Source organism: Methylomicrobium lacus, from assembly GCF_041897535.1.
Classification (GTDB): Bacteria; Pseudomonadota; Gammaproteobacteria; order Methylococcales; family Methylomonadaceae; genus Methylomicrobium; species Methylomicrobium lacus_A.
Map to the genome: position 1 here is coordinate 1049423 of NZ_CP169217.1, position 16992 is coordinate 1066414.

Annotated in this window: 16 protein-coding genes and 1 tRNA gene; 11 read left to right on the forward strand and 6 right to left on the reverse strand. The window is 54.4% G+C overall.

Going from position 1 to position 16992, the window contains the following annotated elements; genetic code table 11:
• Positions 1 to 77 precede the first annotated feature (77 nt).
• The gene (locus tag ACEPPP_RS04570; RefSeq protein ID WP_374089867.1) at positions 78 to 1691 is read right to left on the reverse strand and encodes an alkaline phosphatase; all 1614 of its coding nucleotides are present in this window, start codon (positions 1689 to 1691) and stop codon (positions 78 to 80) included.
• 615 nt (positions 1692 to 2306) lie between these two features.
• Between ACEPPP_RS04570 and ACEPPP_RS04575 the strand changes: the two genes are divergently transcribed.
• The 6 genes from ACEPPP_RS04575 (at position 2307) to ACEPPP_RS04600 (ending at position 6411) form a co-directional block, all read left to right on the forward strand.
• The gene (locus tag ACEPPP_RS04575) at positions 2307 to 3107 is read left to right on the forward strand and encodes a family 16 glycosylhydrolase (protein WP_374089868.1); all 801 of its coding nucleotides are present in this window, start codon (positions 2307 to 2309) and stop codon (positions 3105 to 3107) included.
• A gap of 16 nt (positions 3108 to 3123) precedes the next feature.
• Positions 3124 to 3480, forward strand: a complete 357-nt coding sequence (locus ACEPPP_RS04580; protein ID WP_374089869.1) for a nuclear transport factor 2 family protein — start codon at positions 3124 to 3126, stop codon at positions 3478 to 3480.
• 45 nt (positions 3481 to 3525) lie between these two features.
• Positions 3526 to 3996 carry a cupin domain-containing protein gene (locus ACEPPP_RS04585; RefSeq protein WP_374089870.1) on the forward strand — a complete coding sequence of 157 codons (471 nt, stop codon included), beginning with the start codon at positions 3526 to 3528 and terminating at the stop codon, positions 3994 to 3996.
• Positions 3997 to 4090: 94 nt separating this feature from the next.
• Positions 4091 to 4372 (forward strand): antibiotic biosynthesis monooxygenase, encoded by a 282-nt coding sequence (locus ACEPPP_RS04590; protein WP_374089871.1) that lies wholly within the window; start codon positions 4091 to 4093, stop codon positions 4370 to 4372.
• 326 nt (positions 4373 to 4698) lie between these two features.
• Positions 4699 to 5961: a dicarboxylate/amino acid:cation symporter gene (locus ACEPPP_RS04595; protein WP_374089872.1), complete on the forward strand. Its 1263-nt coding sequence runs from the start codon at positions 4699 to 4701 to the stop codon at positions 5959 to 5961.
• Between the two features lie 72 nt (positions 5962 to 6033).
• The gene (locus tag ACEPPP_RS04600; RefSeq protein WP_374090889.1) at positions 6034 to 6411 is read left to right on the forward strand and encodes a nuclear transport factor 2 family protein; all 378 of its coding nucleotides are present in this window, start codon (positions 6034 to 6036) and stop codon (positions 6409 to 6411) included.
• Between the two features lie 159 nt (positions 6412 to 6570).
• Here the strand turns inward: ACEPPP_RS04600 and ACEPPP_RS04605 are convergent.
• Positions 6571 to 6647, reverse strand: a tRNA-Met gene (locus tag ACEPPP_RS04605).
• Positions 6648 to 6763: 116 nt separating this feature from the next.
• A complete protein-coding gene (locus ACEPPP_RS04610; protein WP_374089873.1) occupies positions 6764 to 7228 on the reverse strand; it encodes an SRPBCC family protein in 465 nt (154 codons plus the stop codon).
• A 156-nt stretch (positions 7229 to 7384) separates the two neighbouring features.
• Here ACEPPP_RS04610 and rimO point away from each other — a divergent pair, with 156 nt between their 5' ends.
• From rimO to ACEPPP_RS04625, 3 genes are all read left to right on the forward strand, one after another.
• A complete protein-coding gene (rimO, locus tag ACEPPP_RS04615; protein ID WP_374089874.1) occupies positions 7385 to 8695 on the forward strand; it encodes a 30S ribosomal protein S12 methylthiotransferase RimO in 1311 nt (436 codons plus the stop codon).
• 174 nt (positions 8696 to 8869) lie between these two features.
• A complete protein-coding gene (locus ACEPPP_RS04620; RefSeq protein WP_374089875.1) occupies positions 8870 to 9916 on the forward strand; it encodes a hypothetical protein in 1047 nt (348 codons plus the stop codon).
• 52 nt (positions 9917 to 9968) lie between these two features.
• Positions 9969 to 10301 carry a hypothetical protein gene (locus tag ACEPPP_RS04625; RefSeq protein WP_374089876.1) on the forward strand — a complete coding sequence of 111 codons (333 nt, stop codon included), beginning with the start codon at positions 9969 to 9971 and terminating at the stop codon, positions 10299 to 10301.
• Positions 10302 to 10708: 407 nt separating this feature from the next.
• Here the strand turns inward: ACEPPP_RS04625 and ACEPPP_RS04630 are convergent, their stop codons facing one another.
• From ACEPPP_RS04630 to ACEPPP_RS04640, 3 genes are read right to left on the reverse strand one after another with little or no spacing between them, the layout of a single operon-like run.
• The gene (locus ACEPPP_RS04630) at positions 10709 to 10918 is read right to left on the reverse strand and encodes a dodecin (RefSeq protein WP_326499837.1); all 210 of its coding nucleotides are present in this window, start codon (positions 10916 to 10918) and stop codon (positions 10709 to 10711) included.
• The gene (gene murU, locus ACEPPP_RS04635; protein ID WP_374089877.1) at positions 10915 to 11595 is read right to left on the reverse strand and encodes an N-acetylmuramate alpha-1-phosphate uridylyltransferase MurU; all 681 of its coding nucleotides are present in this window, start codon (positions 11593 to 11595) and stop codon (positions 10915 to 10917) included. The genes ACEPPP_RS04630 and murU overlap by 4 nt, the downstream gene beginning before the upstream one ends.
• Positions 11592 to 12584 carry an aminoglycoside phosphotransferase family protein gene (locus tag ACEPPP_RS04640; RefSeq protein WP_374089878.1) on the reverse strand — a complete coding sequence of 331 codons (993 nt, stop codon included), beginning with the start codon at positions 12582 to 12584 and terminating at the stop codon, positions 11592 to 11594. Before ACEPPP_RS04640 ends, murU begins: the two co-directional genes overlap by 4 nt.
• A 109-nt stretch (positions 12585 to 12693) precedes the next feature.
• Here ACEPPP_RS04640 and lptD point away from each other — a divergent pair, with 109 nt between their 5' ends.
• Positions 12694 to 15639, forward strand: a complete 2946-nt coding sequence (gene lptD / locus ACEPPP_RS04645) for an LPS assembly protein LptD (protein WP_374089879.1) — start codon at positions 12694 to 12696, stop codon at positions 15637 to 15639.
• Positions 15639 to 16925, forward strand: coding sequence for a peptidylprolyl isomerase (locus ACEPPP_RS04650; protein WP_374089880.1), 1287 nt, complete (start codon positions 15639 to 15641; stop codon positions 16923 to 16925). The genes lptD and ACEPPP_RS04650 overlap by 1 nt, the downstream gene beginning before the upstream one ends.
• Positions 16926 to 16992: the final 67 nt, after the last annotated feature.

Consider the following 16992-nt stretch of genomic DNA (forward strand, 5'->3'; position numbering starts at 1 on the left):
ACAAGAAAAGGGATACGAGTATCCCTTTTCTTCATCAGCGTCTTTTCGCCAAGACGACTTTAATCAATCGGCTTGCCTCATTTTCCGGCGCCCTTTCCCGAGCCGTGTTTGTCAAATCCCAAGGCTCTTGCCATCACATGATAAATCACGTTCTGCTCCATCACGCCGTGAAACAAATGCGCTTTGGGACCTCTGGCAAAAATCGCGACGTCTTCGGCGGCGTGCGTTTCCGCGGCAAGCGGGATAATCGTTTCCTGTAGATAATTCGGATTTTGTACCAGGTCATTGGTGAGCGTAGGACGTCCGGTGGCCGGCTCAAAAGATTTTGGATTGTGGCCTTCGCTACCCGATGACCATGATCCGTCTGTCGCGTTGAATGATTTTGAGCCTTCCAGTTGCAGATCTGACTTGCCGGTATAGCCGGTGCCGTTGGCATAATTCAACGTGGTGTACGGCAAACCGAGCAAATCAACGTCAGGAATATCCGAGCCTACGCCTTGAGTCAAGCCCAAGATAGGATTGCCGCGTTGCGGGTAACCTCCGATCGTGAAGACATGACTATGGTCGGCGGTTACGATGATCAAGGTATCCTTGGCACTGGTTTTCTCTGCCGCAGCCTGTACCGCGGCGGCCAATTGTTGGGTATCGGTCAGTGCCCGATAGGCATTTCCGGAATGGTGGGCATGATCGATACGGCCGCCTTCAACCATCAGGAAGTAACCTTTTTTATTCTTTTTGAGAATATCGAGAGCTTTGACCGTCATTTCCGTCAGCGAGGGTTCGCCCGCCTTGTCGTGTGCGACACGATCGGCTTCATAATGGACGTGGGAAGGCTCGAAAAGTCCCAGCAGGTGATCGGTGGTTTTCGGATCGATCGCATCGAACTGGTCTTTATTCCAGACGTACTGAGCATTCTGGTGTTTACTAACCCATTCGGCCGTCAGGTCGCGTCCGTCCTTACGCTTACCGGCAACGCCGTATTCTGGATCGGTCGCGGTTTTGGGAATAAAACGCGTCCGCCCGCCACCGAGCGCTACGTTAATGCCGCCGTCGATGTCAAAATCGACCAATTGCGATGCGATGTCGGGAACCGTCGCGCCGGCCGGTTTATCCGAATCGCCTTCCCAGTCGCGATTAGAGGTGTGCGCGTAGGTCGCGGCGGGCGTCGCATGCGTAATACGCGCGGTAGACACGACGCCGACCGATAACCCCTGTTCCTTGGCCTTTTCCAGAATGGTTTTGAGCGCATTCGCATTAATCTTGTTGGCATCGGGCTCGCTATGCTCGACATCTTGATCGACCGAAATCGAATCGCCGATGGTTTTAACGCCGGTCACCATCGCTGTCATCGTCGGCGCGGAGTCTGGCGTTTGCTGGTCGACGCTGTAGGTCTTGGACAGAGCCAGATAAGGGAATTTTTCAAAGCTCAAAGAATTTTCTTCGCCGTGGCCGCCTTTTTGCTGGCCGTCGTAAATCCGTGAAGCCGTGATCGTGGAAACGCCCATGCCGTCGCCGACAAACAGGATCACATTTTTCGCCCGTCTTTCGTTAGGATTGAGATGTTCGGCATCGATAACGGTTTGACGCCCGGCGTCGAACCAATCCTCCGGGGTAGGTTCTGCTGCCTGCACGACACCGGTAGTTAAGATCGAACTCACGGCCGCTATGCTGAGTTTCTTGAAACATTTCATGATGGAATTTCCTTGTTACGTGTTCGAATCGATGAAAAAACGTCTGTTACGTCAATAACGCCTGAAAAGCTAAGCTGCCGGAATACTATCCAAAAAATATGACAGGATGACGACAGGTTTCTGCATGAACAGGCGCTGGAAATCTTTGCTATCGACACCAACCAAGGGATCGCTGTACACGACAAAAATTTTGCCCTTAGGATCTCATTCGTGTTTTGAGAACCATGATTCCGGTATTCTGCCCGCTGATCGAAATCATTTCAGGGCGCCATAAAAACAATACTAACAGGCTGAACCTATCCTCAATTTTGTGGAGACCCTGTAAAAGACTGTCTGATTAGGTTTAAACTACTGCACCTATAGCGCTCCGCAGCTTACCTTCACACGTTGCCCCCTATGCCCCCCTTCTTTTCAACTAAATTTTCTTAGCGTGGCTTATACTCTTGCAATCCCGCAACAAAACTGGCGCCGAGCATGTTGGTGATGCGGTTGGCGAGCGCAGAAACACCTCTTTCTCAAAAATACAAATAACGGATGACCCTCATGAACAAAAACGTATCGGGCGCATGGGCGCTCATCGTTGCAACGGTTACGGCAGGGGCCTGTACGGCGGCCTTGGCCCAAACGCCCACCGTAGAGGGTGACTTCACCGACGACCTGAACGCTTTCGACGCTACGCGCTGGATGAAGGCCGACGGCTGGGTCAACGGCTCGCCTTTCTACAATGCATGGTTGGCCGACCACATTTCCCATGCCAATGGCACGATGTCCATCCGTCTTGACGACGTAGCGGCGTTGGGTATGCCTTACTCTTCGGGTAACCTGCAAAGCAATGGCTTCTATGGCTACGGTTGTTATGAGGCGCGTTTCAAACCGGTGGCCCAGTCCGGCGTCGTGAGTTCGTTTTTCACCTTTGCCGGCCCCTACGATAACGGCGGCAATGGCCAGCACAACGAAATCGACATCGAGTTCCTGGGCTACGACACCACACGCTTCCAGGTGAATTACTGGACCAACGACGATAGCTACGCCGGCGGCAATGAGCATAGGGTCGATGCGGGGTTCGACGCTTCCCTCGATTTCCACGACTACGGCTTCAAGTGGACTTCCACCGGGATCGAATGGTTTGTCGATGGCATCTCGGTCTATAAGGCGGACGACACGCTGCTCCATCCCACACCCAAGGCGGCAGATTCGCTGCACAAGGTCATGATGAACGTCTGGCCGGTGGACAGCACCGCCGAAGGTTGGGCCGGCGCCTTCAACTATCCGGCCGCACCGCTTTACGGCGAATACGACTGGATCGAATACACGGCCGGGGAAAACTGCGTAATTGGCAGCAGCGCCACGGACATGCATGTCCAAAGCATTGCGGTGAGCGCCAATGTCGAAACCTGCGATTCGATCTTGAAATAACAATGATAAAATCACGATGATAGACAAACAATTCGCAGAACACTTCGCACACGACTGGATCGACTCCTGGAACAGTCACGACATTGACCGCATCCTCGCTCATTATTCGAATCAGTTCGAGATGTCTTCGCCGATCATCGCTCAGATTGCCGGCGAGCCCTCCGGCACGCTACAGGGCAAGGAGGCTGTCGGCGCCTACTGGAGGAAGGCGCTAGCGCTGATTCCGGATCTTCGCTTTGAATTGCTCGCGCTTCTGACGGGGGTCGACAGCATCACCCTTTATTACAGGAGTCCACGGGGCTTGGCCGCCGAGGTACTGCATTTCGGCCCGGACCGCAAAGTCGTAAAAGCTTACGCGCATTATGCGCACTGACATTTTGCCCATCATACAACGTCAACTTGCAAGGAAATAGTAGCAATGCAACATACGCCGGTACCCGCCAAATCCATTCCGTCACCGGAGAAAAAGACAATCTACCCCCAGCCCTTCGCCGCGTTAGTGGAAGGGAGAGTCAAGAGAAAACTGGGAGATCATTTCGGCCTGACACATTTCGGCGTCAATCTGACCGAACTCGCTCCTGGCGCCATCTCTGCACTCCTGCATCATCATTCGAAGCAGGATGAATTCATCTATATTCTGCAGGGCACCCCTACCCTGCTGCTCGATGAAAAGGAATACCCGCTCAGTCCGGGAGACTGCATGGGACTCAAGGCTGGCGCGGGCGTAGGCCATCAACTCGTGAACCGGTCTGCCGAACCGGTTGTTTATATCGAAATCGGGGATCGCACCGAAGGCGACGAAGTCGATTACCCCAACGACGACCTGAAAGCCATCCAATTGGCGAACGGGGTGTGGTCATTAACGCACAAAGACGGCCGGCCATATTAAAACACTGCCTACCCAAAAGGCAGGCTAACTAAAGGCCGCACTTTCGGCCTGCCCTTGGGTTTCACCATTAACGCTATGAATCAACGGAGCTTACATGCAACACGTTTTAATCATTCATGAGGTCGAGGCTTATCCGGCATGGAAAGCGGTTTTTGACCAGGCCGCAGACATTAGAAAACGAGCAGGAGAAATCAGCTACCAATTGCTGCGCTACGACAACGACGCAAACAACATCGTCCACTTCTCCGCGTGGTCCTCGCTGGACGATGCCCGGCGCTTCTTCGAGTCGCCAGAGCTGGTCGAAATCAGAAAAAAGGCTGGAGTAAAAGCACCTGAATTCATCTATCTGCATGAGATAGAGCGTGGCTTGCTATAGCCCTGGTATGGCGTTCGTAAGAAATGCCCCTCTTACCTTTGCGTTCGCCCTCATCCGCTTTTCATCATCCAGATCCAGCATTTCGAGTAAGAAATGCGGTCATTGATCCCTACAGCCCTCTCAAAGCACCCCAATTATCAAGATAATCGTAACCAGTCCTTGCCTATCAGGCGATTCTGATCCCTGTACGACTCTGTTAGGTTCAATTCATGCTTTAGGCACAGCTAAAAGGTTTAGGGCTTAAATTTGTTGATAACCATGAACCGACTAACTATCCCGGCGCAAAAGCCCCGCCCAAGCAAAGATTAACGATTAAGGACATGCCCATGACGCCCCACACGCATCACCATGAACAAAAACCCAATCGCCAGACCTTGTATGTCGCGGTCGCGCTGATTCTCGGCATTGTAGCCGGCGAGCTTTTGAATCTGGCCTTTGCCGGCCCTCAGCCGAATCCTGCCTTGCAGCAGGTCGTGACGGTATTGACCGTGCTGACCGATATTTTTCTGCGCCTGATCAAGATGATCATCGCGCCGCTGGTGTTCGCGACCCTGGTGGTCGGCATGGCAAAAATGGGCGACATCCAGGTGATCGGGCGTATCGGCCTCAAGGCGATGCTGTGGTTTTTTTCGGCGTCGATCCTGAGCCTTTTGCTCGGCATGCTGCTGGTGAATCTGTTTCAGCCGGGCATTTCGCTGCACATTCCGTTTCCGCCGGAAGGCGCCGCCACCGGCCTGCCTGAGGTCGAGCCGACCTTGCAGAATTTCGTGACGCACGTGTTTCCGAAAAGCATCTTCGAGGCGATGGCCGCCAATGAAATATTGCAGATCGTCGTATTTTCGATCTTCTTCGGCGTGGCCTCGGCCGCATTGGGCGATCTGGCCCACCCGATGGTGCTGCTGCTCGACTCGCTGGCGCACATCATGCTGAAAATCACCAGCTACGTGATGCATTACGCCCCGGTGGCGGTATTCTCGGCGATCGCGTCGGTAGTCGCGCAAAACGGCATTACGGTGCTGCTTTCTTACGGCAAATTCATCGGCGAATTTTATTTCGCGTTGCTGCTGCTCAGCGGCCTGCTGGCCGGTATCGGTTTAGTGTTTTTGGGACGCCGCCTGCCGTCGCTGCTTCGCCACATCCGCGAACCAATGCTGCTCGCGTTCGGCACAGCCAGCAGCGAGAGCGCCTATCCGAAGCTTTTGCAGCAACTCGAACGTTTCGGCTGCGACGAAAAGGTCTGCGGTTTGGTGCTGCCCCTGGGCTATTCGTTCAACCTCGACGGCAGCATGATGTACATGACCTTTGCGTCGCTATTCATCGCCCAGGCCTACGGCATCGACATGCCGCTCGGCGAACAGCTCTTGATGCTGCTGGTACTGTTGTTCACCAGCAAAGGCGTGGCCGGCGTACCGCGCGCGTCGCTGATCGTGATCGCCGCGACCTTGTCGATGTTCCACATTCCCGAGGCCGGCCTGTTGCTGTTGCTCGGCATCGATCAGGTTCTGGACATGGGGCGCAGCGCGACGAACGTGCTGGGCAACAGCATCGCAGCGGCCGTGGTAAGCCGCTGGGAAAAGGCGTTGCGCTAAAAGGGAGTAGAAAGTAGGCGGCAACGCCTGATGGATATAAGACTTTAATTTTTTATTGGGTGTTTGAGGGTGATGAACAGCGAAGCACTAGAAATCATAACGATCAGTCGTAAAATCGTTCAAATCGAACTTGATAAGGACGCCGATGCGCTGGCGCCCTACATTACTGAGGATGACGTCGGCATCGATCCTTCGGGCGCGCTGATCGATAAAGACGTTTCCGTTGGCCGCTATCGCCGGGATGATTTTAGTTTAACCGAACACGGCGTTTCGGATATCTCGGTGTCGGTCATCGGCGATACCGCGTTGGAAATCGGCATTATGGCGCTGAAAGGCCATCTCGGCACTTTCGAGTTCGGCGGCCGGTATCGCTATACCCACTTCTGGCTCAAAACACCGGCGGGCTGGAAGGTTCGGGCCTCACAATTGACGCCCATTTTGCGCGATTAATCCGTCTATGAGGGCAACTTCCCATGTCTAAAACAAAGGCGACCGAAAGATCCTATACGGCATCGAACTACGTCCGAAATGCGCTTTCTGTTTGCTTATCGGAAATCGGCAGACATAAAAAAAGGCTCATGCTTTGACAGCATGAGCCTTTTAATTATTTGGTAGCGGGGGCAGGATTTGAACCTACGACCTTCGGGTTATGAGCCCGACGAGCTACCAAGCTGCTCCACCCCGCGATTGATTTTGCATATTATAAAGACTTTTGAGGATTTGGCAACTAAAATCTTATGATTAAATAATAATTCGTTTTGATGCGGCAAAAAAGCTTGCCGCCACTTTATCGAGATGATGCTCAACGCCTTGCCAAATGGCGGATCAGGCCCTGCTCTCCCTTCTTCATCACCCGCTGATGATTCCATATAAACAGCGGCCGGGCCGCGCCAGCCACCCTCTTCATCCACGGTTTGGCGAGCGAGACCTCCCAGACAAAGATCAACTCGGTCGCCGCCTCGTTGTCCTGACAGCTTAGCGAGCAAACGCCGTTGCCGATCAGATCGCCCGAAACCTCGACCGCGATAGACTGGCAAGGCCGCAGCCGCGTCACCCGTAAATCGATCGCCAAATTATAAGGCAGACAGGTGCGCCAGAGATAGCGCCTGACATTGTCGACGCCCGAGGCATCGCCCGCCGCCGTTTCTTCGACCCGCGCGACATACGGCCACCAGGACGGCCAGTTCTCGGTCGCGACCAGGCAATTCCAGACCGCATCGACCGGCGCCGGAATCAACCAACGCGTCGTTAATGTAAAGTCGGACATGCGCACAGACTCCCCGCCCCAAGCCATTTTGACCACGATTTGCTTAACGGATGGCCGCCAGCCTTCCGCACATTTTTTATAAAAAACAAGCTTTTCAATTTTTCATCGCGCCAACACTCATATAAACTAGGCAGGTTTTACACTCATGAGAAAAGAATGACTGCTCCAAATATTGGATTCATCAGCTTGGGCTGCCCGAAAGCGCTGGTCGACAGCGAGCGGATTTTAACCAAGCTGCGATCCGAAGGCTATACGATTTCGCCCACTTATAAAGACGCCGACCTGGTGGTTGTTAATACCTGCGGCTTTATCGACGCCGCGGTCGAAGAATCGCTGGACAGCATCGGCGAGGCGCTCGCCGAAAACGGCCGGGTGATCGTGACCGGCTGCCTCGGCGCCCGCGAAGGCGAAATTCGCGCGAGACACCCCGAAGTCCTGAAAGTGACCGGCGCGCATGCGCTCGAGGAAGTGATCGCCTCGGTACACGAATATCTGCCGCCGCCGCACGACCCCTTCACCAGCCTGGTGCCGCCGCAAGGCATCAAACTGACGCCGCGGCATTATGCCTATCTGAAGATCTCGGAAGGCTGCAATCACCGCTGCACCTTTTGCATCATCCCGTCGATGCGCGGGGACCTGGTCAGCCGGCCGGTCGATGACGTACTGCGCGAAGCCGAACGCCTGGCATTGGCCGGCGTGAAGGAACTGCTGATCGTCTCGCAGGACACCAGCGCCTACGGCCTGGATTTGAAATATCAGCCTTTCGACTGGAAAGGCCGTCAGGTGCGCACCCGTTTCTACGAGTTGGCCGAAGCGCTTGGCGAACTCGGCATCTGGATACGGATGCACTATGTCTATCCTTATCCGCATGTCGATGAAGTGATTCCGTTGATGGCCGAAGGCAAAATCCTGCCTTACCTGGACATTCCGTTCCAGCATGCGAACAGCCGGATTCTGAAACTGATGAAACGTCCGGCGGCCACCCAGAACAATCTGGAGCGCATCAAGGCCTGGCGCGCGGTTTGTCCAGACATCACCTTGCGCAGCACGTTTATCGTCGGCTTTCCGGGCGAGACCGAGGAAGAATTCGCGGAACTCTTGCAATTTTTAACCGAGGCGCAGCTCGACCGGGTCGGCTGTTTCGCCTACTCGCCGGTCAAGGGCGCGGCCGCGAACGATTTGCCGAATGCGGTGCCGGAAGCGGTCAAGGAAGAACGCCTGGCCCGTTTCATGGCGCATCAGGCCGAGATCAGCGCCGCCCGTCTGCAGCGCCGGATCGGCCGAATCGAGACCGTCCTGGTCGACGAAGTGGTCGAGGAAGGCGCAGTCGCGCGCAGCAAGGCCGATGCGCCGGAGATCGACGGCCAGGTCTATATCGACGGCGCCACGCACCTTAAAGTCGGCGACCTAGTGCAAGTCGAGCTGGAAGAAGCCGACGATTACGATTTATGGGGCCGTCTGGTATAGAATACCCCTAAATCAGTGCTCAATGAAACGTAGCTGCGGGAATGGCGTCCATCGATTCCGACTGGATCGAACCGCCGCCATTCCCGCCCTACTTTGCCATTGAGTGAGTTTACACGCTTCATGCCCTTGAGGAATTCATCCACCATCATGTAAATCAATGCGGGATCGTTTTTTATGTCTGCCCAAATCCTTTCATCACAAGATTTTCCAGCACCGGCCCGGCTGGCCGTTTCCTTCCGCCTGATCCTGGCGCTGTATCTGATCATTCCGGTCTGCGTCCTGCTCCAGTTGTTCGACGGCTGGTTCTGGCACGATTTTCTGAAAGAAAATCTGCCCAGCAACACCGGTCATTTCTTGCTGTATCAAATCTTGTTCGGAACGCCGCACATCGTCGCCAGCGCGATTTTGTTGTGCAGCAACGGCGATTATTTGAAGCTTTATAAACCCCGCATCTTCCGGATGACGCTCGCCCTCGCGGCCGTCTTCGGCATCGGCAGCCTGTTTTTGCCTTATTATGTGTTTTACGTCGCGGTCGCCGCCTGGACCGTCCTGCATGTGCTGAAACAGCAGCATGGCCTGGCGCGCGGGCTGTGCAAACTGCCGGCTCCGCATTTCTATGGCTTGCTTGGACTCAGCGTCGGCGCGGGACTCCTGATATATCTCGGCATCTTTCTGCAAGCGAAACTGACGCCGGACCAAGTCGAATGGATCAAGCTGATCGCCGGCAATTTGTGCGTGCTGCTCGCGCTCGGCACCGTGTACTGCCAACGCTTGGTAGCGACCGCATTCGGCAAATGGTTTTTGTGGTCCAATACCTTGCTGGTCCTGAGCAGTTATTATCTGTTCATCCAGCAGTATTATTTTCTGGCGATTCTCGGCCCCCGGCTGGTGCATGATGCGACCGCCTATTTCTTTTACGTGACGCACGATTACAACCGCCACCATCAACAACCGCAAAACTGGCTCTACCGTCAAGCCAAAAGCTGGCATGTGCACTGCTTCATCGTGCTGCCGGCGCTGTCTTTCGGCCTCGCCTTCGTGCTGCAAGCCTACGGCGACCACGTAATCAGCCTGATCACCAACTACTGGTTCGGCATCGAGATTCGCAAGGCGGTCACCCTGGGCGTGTTGGGCTATCTGGGCTTGATGCACTACTACACCGAATCTTTCACCTGGAAGCAGGACTCGCCGTACCGGCGTTACATTACGTTCAGCAAATAAACGCTAAGCGAATACAATTTCTCCATAATAATAATCGACAATAAGGAATGAAATGAATAAGAAAATTTTAGTGTTTATAGCGGCATTATGTATCGCTTTGTCAGCATGTAGCGGAGAGAATAGCGATACCTACAAGGTTAAGCCTGTCTTCGTTAATAGCTGCATAAAACAGGAGAGTGCCACTCGCTCTACAGAACAGGCCAGCGCTTACTGTAATTGCGTAGCCGATGCAGTTTTTAGCAATGGCGATATTTCCGACGAAACCAAAAATCTTATGCCTACCATGAACGATAAGGACAGTCAGCTCTATAAACAAAATGATGCCCCAATGGTTAGGGGCGCGCTGATGTCTTGCTACACCGCTAATTTTTATAAAAAGAAATAAGCGTGTTGAAGCGGGCTTACGGCTACGAAAAAGCGGCGACTTTTAAACATCTTTAAACAATTGCTGCTCAGTCGAGCGGTGTTTTTCAAGATAGTTGTCGCAAAAATCACGCGGCTGTCTTCAAGTTTTCTCGCATCGCCTTGTCGGGGTTGAGGACAACAGCGCCGACCGGATTCCAGTCGCGTATGTCTTTTGACCAGCACTCCGGGTGTTTGGCTTTGGGGCAGCATAGACCCCGGCCCCATATAGCCAGGATGGACTTGTCCTGGCCACGGTGGCGGTGTGTCGGGCGCGTTACGATACCCTCGGTTTTGCGGGACACGCCCGTGAAATCAAAGTCGTTTGATTGCGCGAAAGGGCAACGCGTTACCGGAGGCCCGTTGATTCCGGGCAACTCATCTCCGACTTTATTCGTTCAGCGCAAAGCCGACCTTGATCGTGACCTGCCAGTGCGCGATCTTGCCGTTTTCGATTTGGCCGCGCGTTTCGACCACTTCGAACCAGCGCATGTTCTGTATCGTTTTCGAGGCGCGCGCAACCGCGTTCTCGATCGCGTCCTGCAAGCCGACGGTCGAAGAGCCGGTCAGCTCGATTTTCTTGTAGATATGATCGCTCATGAGGTTGCTCCTGTTTGTGAGTAGTAAAGATCAAGAGTCGCTAAACGCTCGGGAGTTCCAACATCCATCCAGAACCCGTCATATTTCTGCCCCGACACCCGCTGGAGGCCGATCGCCCGGCGCAGCAGCGGACCGAGCTTGCTGACGCCCGCCGGCGTGTCGGCGAACAAGGCGGGGTCGTAAATCCCGATGCCACTGAAGGTAAATGTCTCTTTGCCGTTTTCGATCACCCCGCCCTTGCCGTCCAGGCCGAAATCGCCTTGGGCATGATGCTCCGGATTATCGACCAGGATCAGATGCGCCAGATCGACCGGCACCCGATGCAAGGTTGCAAACGGAAAATCGGTCGCAATATCGCCGTTCACGACCAGGAACGGTTCATCGCCCAATAACGGCAACGCGTGGATGATGCCGCCGGCGGTTTCGAGCGCCTGCGCGCCTTCGGACGAATAGAAGATGCGCGCGCCGTAGCGCTCGCCGTCGCCAAGCGCGGCTTCGACCTGCGCGCCGAGGTGCGCATGATTGATCACGATCTCGGTAAAGCCCGCGCCGACCAATTGAGCGATCGTATGTTCGATCAAGGCCTTGCCGGCGACCTTTAACAAGGGCTTCGGCGTGTGATCTGTCAACGGGCGCATCCTTTCGCCGCGCCCTGCCGCGAGGATCATCGCTTTCATGCGGCGACCTCCTGCAACGGCAAAACCTTGGCGCGTAAAAACTCGCCGAATTCGGCAAACTCGGGATAGGCATCGGCCTGCGCGAGCACGTAGTTCAAGGTGCGCGGAATGTCTTTCAGATAGCCGGGCTTGCCGTCGCGCAGGTTCAAGCGCGCAAAGATGCCGATCGCTTTCAGATGGCGCTGCATGCCCATCCAGTCGAACCAGCGCCGGAACTGCTCCAGACTGCAATCGATCAACCGCGCAGCGAGCAGACGGCGGTAATAGCCGCTCATCCAGTCTTCGACCTGCCGCTCGGGCCAGGCGATGTAGCAGTCCCTGAGCAGCGACACCAGATCATAGGTGACCGGGCCGATCACCGCGTCCTGAAAATCGAGCACGCCGGGCGAATTGGCTTCCAGCGCCATCAGATTGCGCGAATGATAATCCCGATGCACGCAGATCCGCGGCTGCTCCAGCGCCGAGGCGATCAAGTGCCCGTGCAGCGCGCCGCGGATTTCGGACGGCATCTCGATATCGAGCCGCTGCCCCAGGAACCACTCGTCGAAAATACCCAGCTCCCGGGTCAACAGCGCATGATCGTAGCTTGGCAAACCGCAGGAGGCTATCGAAGTTCCCGTCTGCAAGCGGAACAGGCTGTCCAAGGCGTCCTGATACATCGCCCCGGCATTCTCCGCCGTTACCCGGCTCAGAAAATCGACGCTGCCGAAGTCTTCGAGCAAGAGAAAGCCTTCATCGAGGTTTTGCGCAAAGACCTCGGGCACGTGCATGCCGGCCGCCTTCAGCAAATGATCGACCTTGATGAATGTCGCCACGTTTTCTTTCTCGGGCGGCGCGTCCATCACGACAAACTGGCCTTCGGGCCCCTTTACCCTGAAATAGCGCCGGAAACTGGCGTCGCTGGAGGCCGGCTCGCAACTCGTTATCGTCATCAACAGGTCATGCCGAAGCCAGTCGAGCAGGCCTAAGATGCGCAAATCTTCAATCATGATGATCCGGTTAGATTAGTTTAATATGGTCAGATAAATTAAGGTAAAATGTGAGTCTGGCATTTTAGTCTATTTACGAAACGTTTCGCTACTGATACCCCGACACCGCATGCATTTTTGCCTCATCCTGTTTTTTTTCGCGTTCCTGCTGACTCCGGGTTTTGCGGATGACACCGCCTGGAATTGCCAGCAGGACAAAAACAGCAAGGAATGGGTTTGCTCCGGCGAAAAAGCCCCACCGCCCGCCGACGAGCCGTTAGTGCAGAAACCAGTGCCGCCCGCTCCGGCCGAGGTGAAGGAAACCACTGTCACCGAATCGGCGCCGACACCGATTCCGGAAACCCAAGTCGAAGTCAAAACCAAACCTCAACCTCAAGCCGAAGCCAAATCCGAGCTTCAGCCGAAAGCGGTTGCCGAAAAGCCGATTCCGGTGCAAGCGACCGTGACGCACAAGGCCATCACCGTTAAGGAAAACCTGCGCCAGGAAGATACCCGGCAAGCCGGCTGGCATTGTAAAGCCGCGGACGGCAGCCAGGACTGGAATTGCAATCTGACCGGCCCCGATCCGAAAGGCCAGGCACGCCCCGTCGCTACCAAGGAATACGGCTTCAGCCTGGTGGCGCCGGCATTCGACGCGAAACAGGAACAAGTCTTCGGCTCACTGGCCTCCCAGCTCAAATACGATCCGTGGGCAAATTGCAGCGTCGAACCGGGAGTGGCGCCTAGCAGATTTACACCGGGCCGGCATTTGCGCGATGTGTCGCCGCTGGATGTGAACGCCGATTATGGCGAAGTCTTCGACAATGAAATCAGCAGTTATGAGGGCAATGTCGAAATTACCCGCGCCGACCAGCACTCGCTGTCAAACACCGCGCAGTATGACAGCGTTTCGCAAACCCTGGATCTGCAAGGCGAGGTGTATTACAGCGAGGACAATTTATCCATCTACAGTAATTCCGCGAATCTGAAACTGGCGCAAGACCAGGCGACCTTGAGAAACGTGCAGTTCATCAATCCGTCCGCGCCGCTCAGAGGCCGCGCCGCCGCCGCGTACCGGGAAAGCAAGTCGCTTTCGCGTTACAAGGACGTCGCCTACACCACCTGTCCTCCGGGCAATACGGACTGGGTCGTGCATGCGTCCGATCTGAAAGTGAACGACGCCACCGGCAAAGGCGCCGCCAAAAACGCCTGGGTCGAGTTCAAAGGCACGCCGGTGTTTTACTCGCCTTATTTGTCTTTCCCGGTCGACAACAGGCGTCTCTCGGGCTTCCTGGCGCCATCCTACGGCAATACGCAGCTCGGCGGCTTCCACGCTACCGTGCCTTATTACTGGAACATCGCGCCGAACTACGACGCCACCTTTAAGCCGCGCTACTATACCAAGCGCGGCTTGATGCTGGCCGGCGATTTCAGACTATTGACCCCCTACTCGAACAGCAAATTGGGGCTTGAAGTGGTACCGAATGACCAAGAGCGCCATATCTCGCGTTTCCTGGGCTCATTCAAAAACACCAGCCAGTTCGGCCAGCACATCAGCTCGAATCTGGATCTGAATTATGTATCGGACAAGGAATATTTCGGCGAACTCGGCAACGCGCTGAGCTTCCCCAACTTCAGTCACATCAGAAGCACGGCCGATCTGGGCTACAGAGACAGAAGCAAAGGCATTTCGCTGGTCGGCCGTCTCGAAAACTATCAAACGATCGATAAAACCTTGACCGGGCACAAACGCCCCTATCGGCGACTGCCTCAAGTCAATCTCGACCTGGATCACGCCTTCGATTTTATGCCGCTAAATGCGGCTCTGGATGGCGAATACGTCTATTTTCAACATCAAAATCTTGTCAACGGCCAGCGTTTAAATATTAAACCTTCGATCAGTTCGCCGCTGCACAACGAATGGGGCTTTTTAACACCCAAAGTTTCACTACAGCACACAGATTATCAGCTCTCTGAAAAAAATAGTGCCGACCCTAATAATGTACCCAAAAACTGGCCTGGTGCTGTCACCCGAACCTTGCCGATCTTTTCAATGGACAGCGGCATGACGTTCGAAAGAGATCTCGGCAGCGCCGGCTCGTCCATGAAGCATACGATCGAACCGCGGTTGTTTTATTTATACATCCCTAGAAAGGACCAAACAAATATTCCTTTGTTCGATACCTCAAACTACGACTTATGGTTCAGCAATCTGTTCCGTGAAAACCGTTTCAGCGGCACCGACAGGGTCCAGGATGCCAATCAAATCACCGCCGCACTGACGACGCGACTGATCGATCCTGAAAGCGGCCGTGAAAGATTGAAATTCAACATCGGGCAAATTTTTTATTTCCAGAACCGCGAGGTGACCGCGCCAATCAGGATTCGCAACCTGCCTGATTTCGTGATGGTACCTGAAGAAGGCTTCGAAACACCTCCTGAAACCGAAAGTGTGTCGCCGCTGATTGCCGAACTGAGCAGCGAATTTACCGAGCACTGGTCCGGAGAAACCGGTATCCAGTGGAACCCGGAGACCAATGACATCGTCAGAGGCAAAGCGGTGCTGCATTTTGTGGATGAGTCCGAGAGGATTCTAAACCTGGGCTTCCATTATCGACGTACCGACCTCGTTGAACGAACCTTAATAGCAAACCAAAACATTTGGCAGCAGTCCGCCGCCGATAATAATTATAATCCGCTAACCGATCCGGCCGTACTGCACAGTAACGATCTGGTGCAAAGCGACGTCAGCTTCCGCTGGCCGCTGCTCGACAACTGGTATGCGATCGGCCGCTGGCAATATTCCTGGCTTTATAACAACACTCAGGAAACCTTCCTCGGCGTCGAAAAAGAGAATTGCTGCTGGCGTTTCCGCCTGATCGGCCGCCGCTATATCAACAATATCAATACGGTTAACAGCGCGAATACACAGCTTGCCGAAGGCACCAGCCAGTCCGGCGTTTTCTTTCAGGTTGAACTCAAAGGCTTGACAGGCCTAGGTGAAAGGCTCGACACCTTCTTAGAACAAAGTATTTTCGGCTATCGTAGCCGCCAAAATGAATTGACCACACCGTAATGAAACAATTTTTTATTGCTTTTTTTCTGCTCCATTGGCTGGCGGCCGCCAGTGTCGCTCGCGCCGAAATGCTCGACAACATCGTCGCGATCGTCGAAGATGACGTGGTATTGGAGCACGAACTGGAAAAAGAAACTTACATGATCGCAGAGCGTATGCGCGCATCCAATGTCGAGATGCCGCCCGCTTCCACGCTGCGCCGCCAGGTGCTCGAAAAACTGATTGTCGACAGACTGCAGAAACAATTGGCCGAAAAAGCCGGCATCACGGTCAGCGATGAGATGCTGAACAGTGCAGTCACCGAAATCGCGCGCAATAACAAAATGAGCCCTGATGAGTTCAGAAACGAACTGATCAGCCAGGGCATGGCCTATAAAAGCTTTGTGGACAATGTGCGCAATGAAATCATGGTCAATCAGTTGCGCGCGCGTGAGATTGGCTCTCGCGTCAAGGTGACCGACCGGGAAGTCGAACACTATCTCGAAACCCAGGGCAAAGTCGGTTCCGACTCGGTACAATACCATCTAGGGCATATTCTGATCGCCGTGAAAGAAGGGGCTTCCGCAGCGGAAATCCAGACCGCCAAAAGCAAGGCCGACGACATCGTCGCCAAGCTGCGCGAAGGCCAGGATTTTACCCATACCGCGGTCAGCAATTCGGACGACGACAATGCCTTGTCAGGCGGCGATTTGGGCTGGCGTAACCTGAACGACATCCCGAGCATTTTTGCCGATACCGCGAAAAAAATGACCGTAGGCGCCGTATCCGATCCGATACGCAGCCCCAGCGGCTTTCATATCATCAAATTGCTCGAGTCGAAAGGCTCGGACAACCATATGGTCACCAAAACCGAAGTTCGGCACATTTTGATCAAGACCAACGAATTAATCGACGATAACGAAGCAAAAAAGCGCTTGCTGGCGTTGAAGGAACGCATTGCCGATGGCGACGACTTCGCCGCGCTCGCGCGCGCGCACTCTGACGACAAAGGCTCGGCCTTGAAGGGCGGCTCCTTGGGCAAGGTGAATCCCGGCGACTTGGTCAAGGAATTCGAAACTACGATGAACGGGCTGGCGATAAATGAAATCAGCGACCCGGTACAGACTCAGTTCGGTTGGCACTTGATCCAGGTGCTCGACCGCGAAACCAAGGACAATAGCGACGAACATAAAAAAAATATGGCGCGGGAAGCAATACGCAAACGAAAAATCGAAGAAGAAACCGAACTCTGGCTACGCCGTATTCGTGATGAAGCTTATGTCGAAATATTTGAGGACAGGCTCTAAGCAAAACCGACACCTGATGCCGATGCCATTTTTTCAGACATTGACTTGCACAGTCCACCCGAGCGCT

Bases quoted from the DNA above. Each gene is read 5' to 3' on its own strand.
- murU (WP_374089877.1), bottom strand. From the start codon at position 11,595: ATGAAAGCGATGATCCTCGCGGCAGGGCGCGGCGAAAGGATGCGCCCG.
- ACEPPP_RS04640 (WP_374089878.1), bottom strand. From the start codon at position 12,584: ATGATTGAAGATTTGCGCATCTTAGGCCTGCTCGACTGGCTTCGGCAT.
- ACEPPP_RS04570 (WP_374089867.1), bottom strand. From the start codon at position 1,691: ATGAAATGTTTCAAGAAACTCAGCATAGCGGCCGTGAGTTCGATCTTA.
- ACEPPP_RS04610 (WP_374089873.1), bottom strand. From the start codon at position 7,228: ATGTCCGACTTTACATTAACGACGCGTTGGTTGATTCCGGCGCCGGTC.
- ACEPPP_RS04600 (WP_374090889.1), top strand. From the start codon at position 6,034: ATGAACAGCGAAGCACTAGAAATCATAACGATCAGTCGTAAAATCGTT.
- ACEPPP_RS04590 (WP_374089871.1), top strand. From the start codon at position 4,091: ATGCAACACGTTTTAATCATTCATGAGGTCGAGGCTTATCCGGCATGG.
- ACEPPP_RS04620 (WP_374089875.1), top strand. From the start codon at position 8,870: ATGTCTGCCCAAATCCTTTCATCACAAGATTTTCCAGCACCGGCCCGG.
- ACEPPP_RS04580 (WP_374089869.1), top strand. From the start codon at position 3,124: ATGATAGACAAACAATTCGCAGAACACTTCGCACACGACTGGATCGAC.
- ACEPPP_RS04650 (WP_374089880.1), top strand. From the start codon at position 15,639: ATGAAACAATTTTTTATTGCTTTTTTTCTGCTCCATTGGCTGGCGGCC.
- rimO (WP_374089874.1), top strand. From the start codon at position 7,385: ATGACTGCTCCAAATATTGGATTCATCAGCTTGGGCTGCCCGAAAGCG.
- ACEPPP_RS04625 (WP_374089876.1), top strand. From the start codon at position 9,969: ATGAATAAGAAAATTTTAGTGTTTATAGCGGCATTATGTATCGCTTTG.
- ACEPPP_RS04585 (WP_374089870.1), top strand. From the start codon at position 3,526: ATGCAACATACGCCGGTACCCGCCAAATCCATTCCGTCACCGGAGAAA.
- ACEPPP_RS04630 (WP_326499837.1), bottom strand. From the start codon at position 10,918: ATGAGCGATCATATCTACAAGAAAATCGAGCTGACCGGCTCTTCGACC.
- lptD (WP_374089879.1), top strand. From the start codon at position 12,694: ATGCATTTTTGCCTCATCCTGTTTTTTTTCGCGTTCCTGCTGACTCCG.
- ACEPPP_RS04595 (WP_374089872.1), top strand. From the start codon at position 4,699: ATGACGCCCCACACGCATCACCATGAACAAAAACCCAATCGCCAGACC.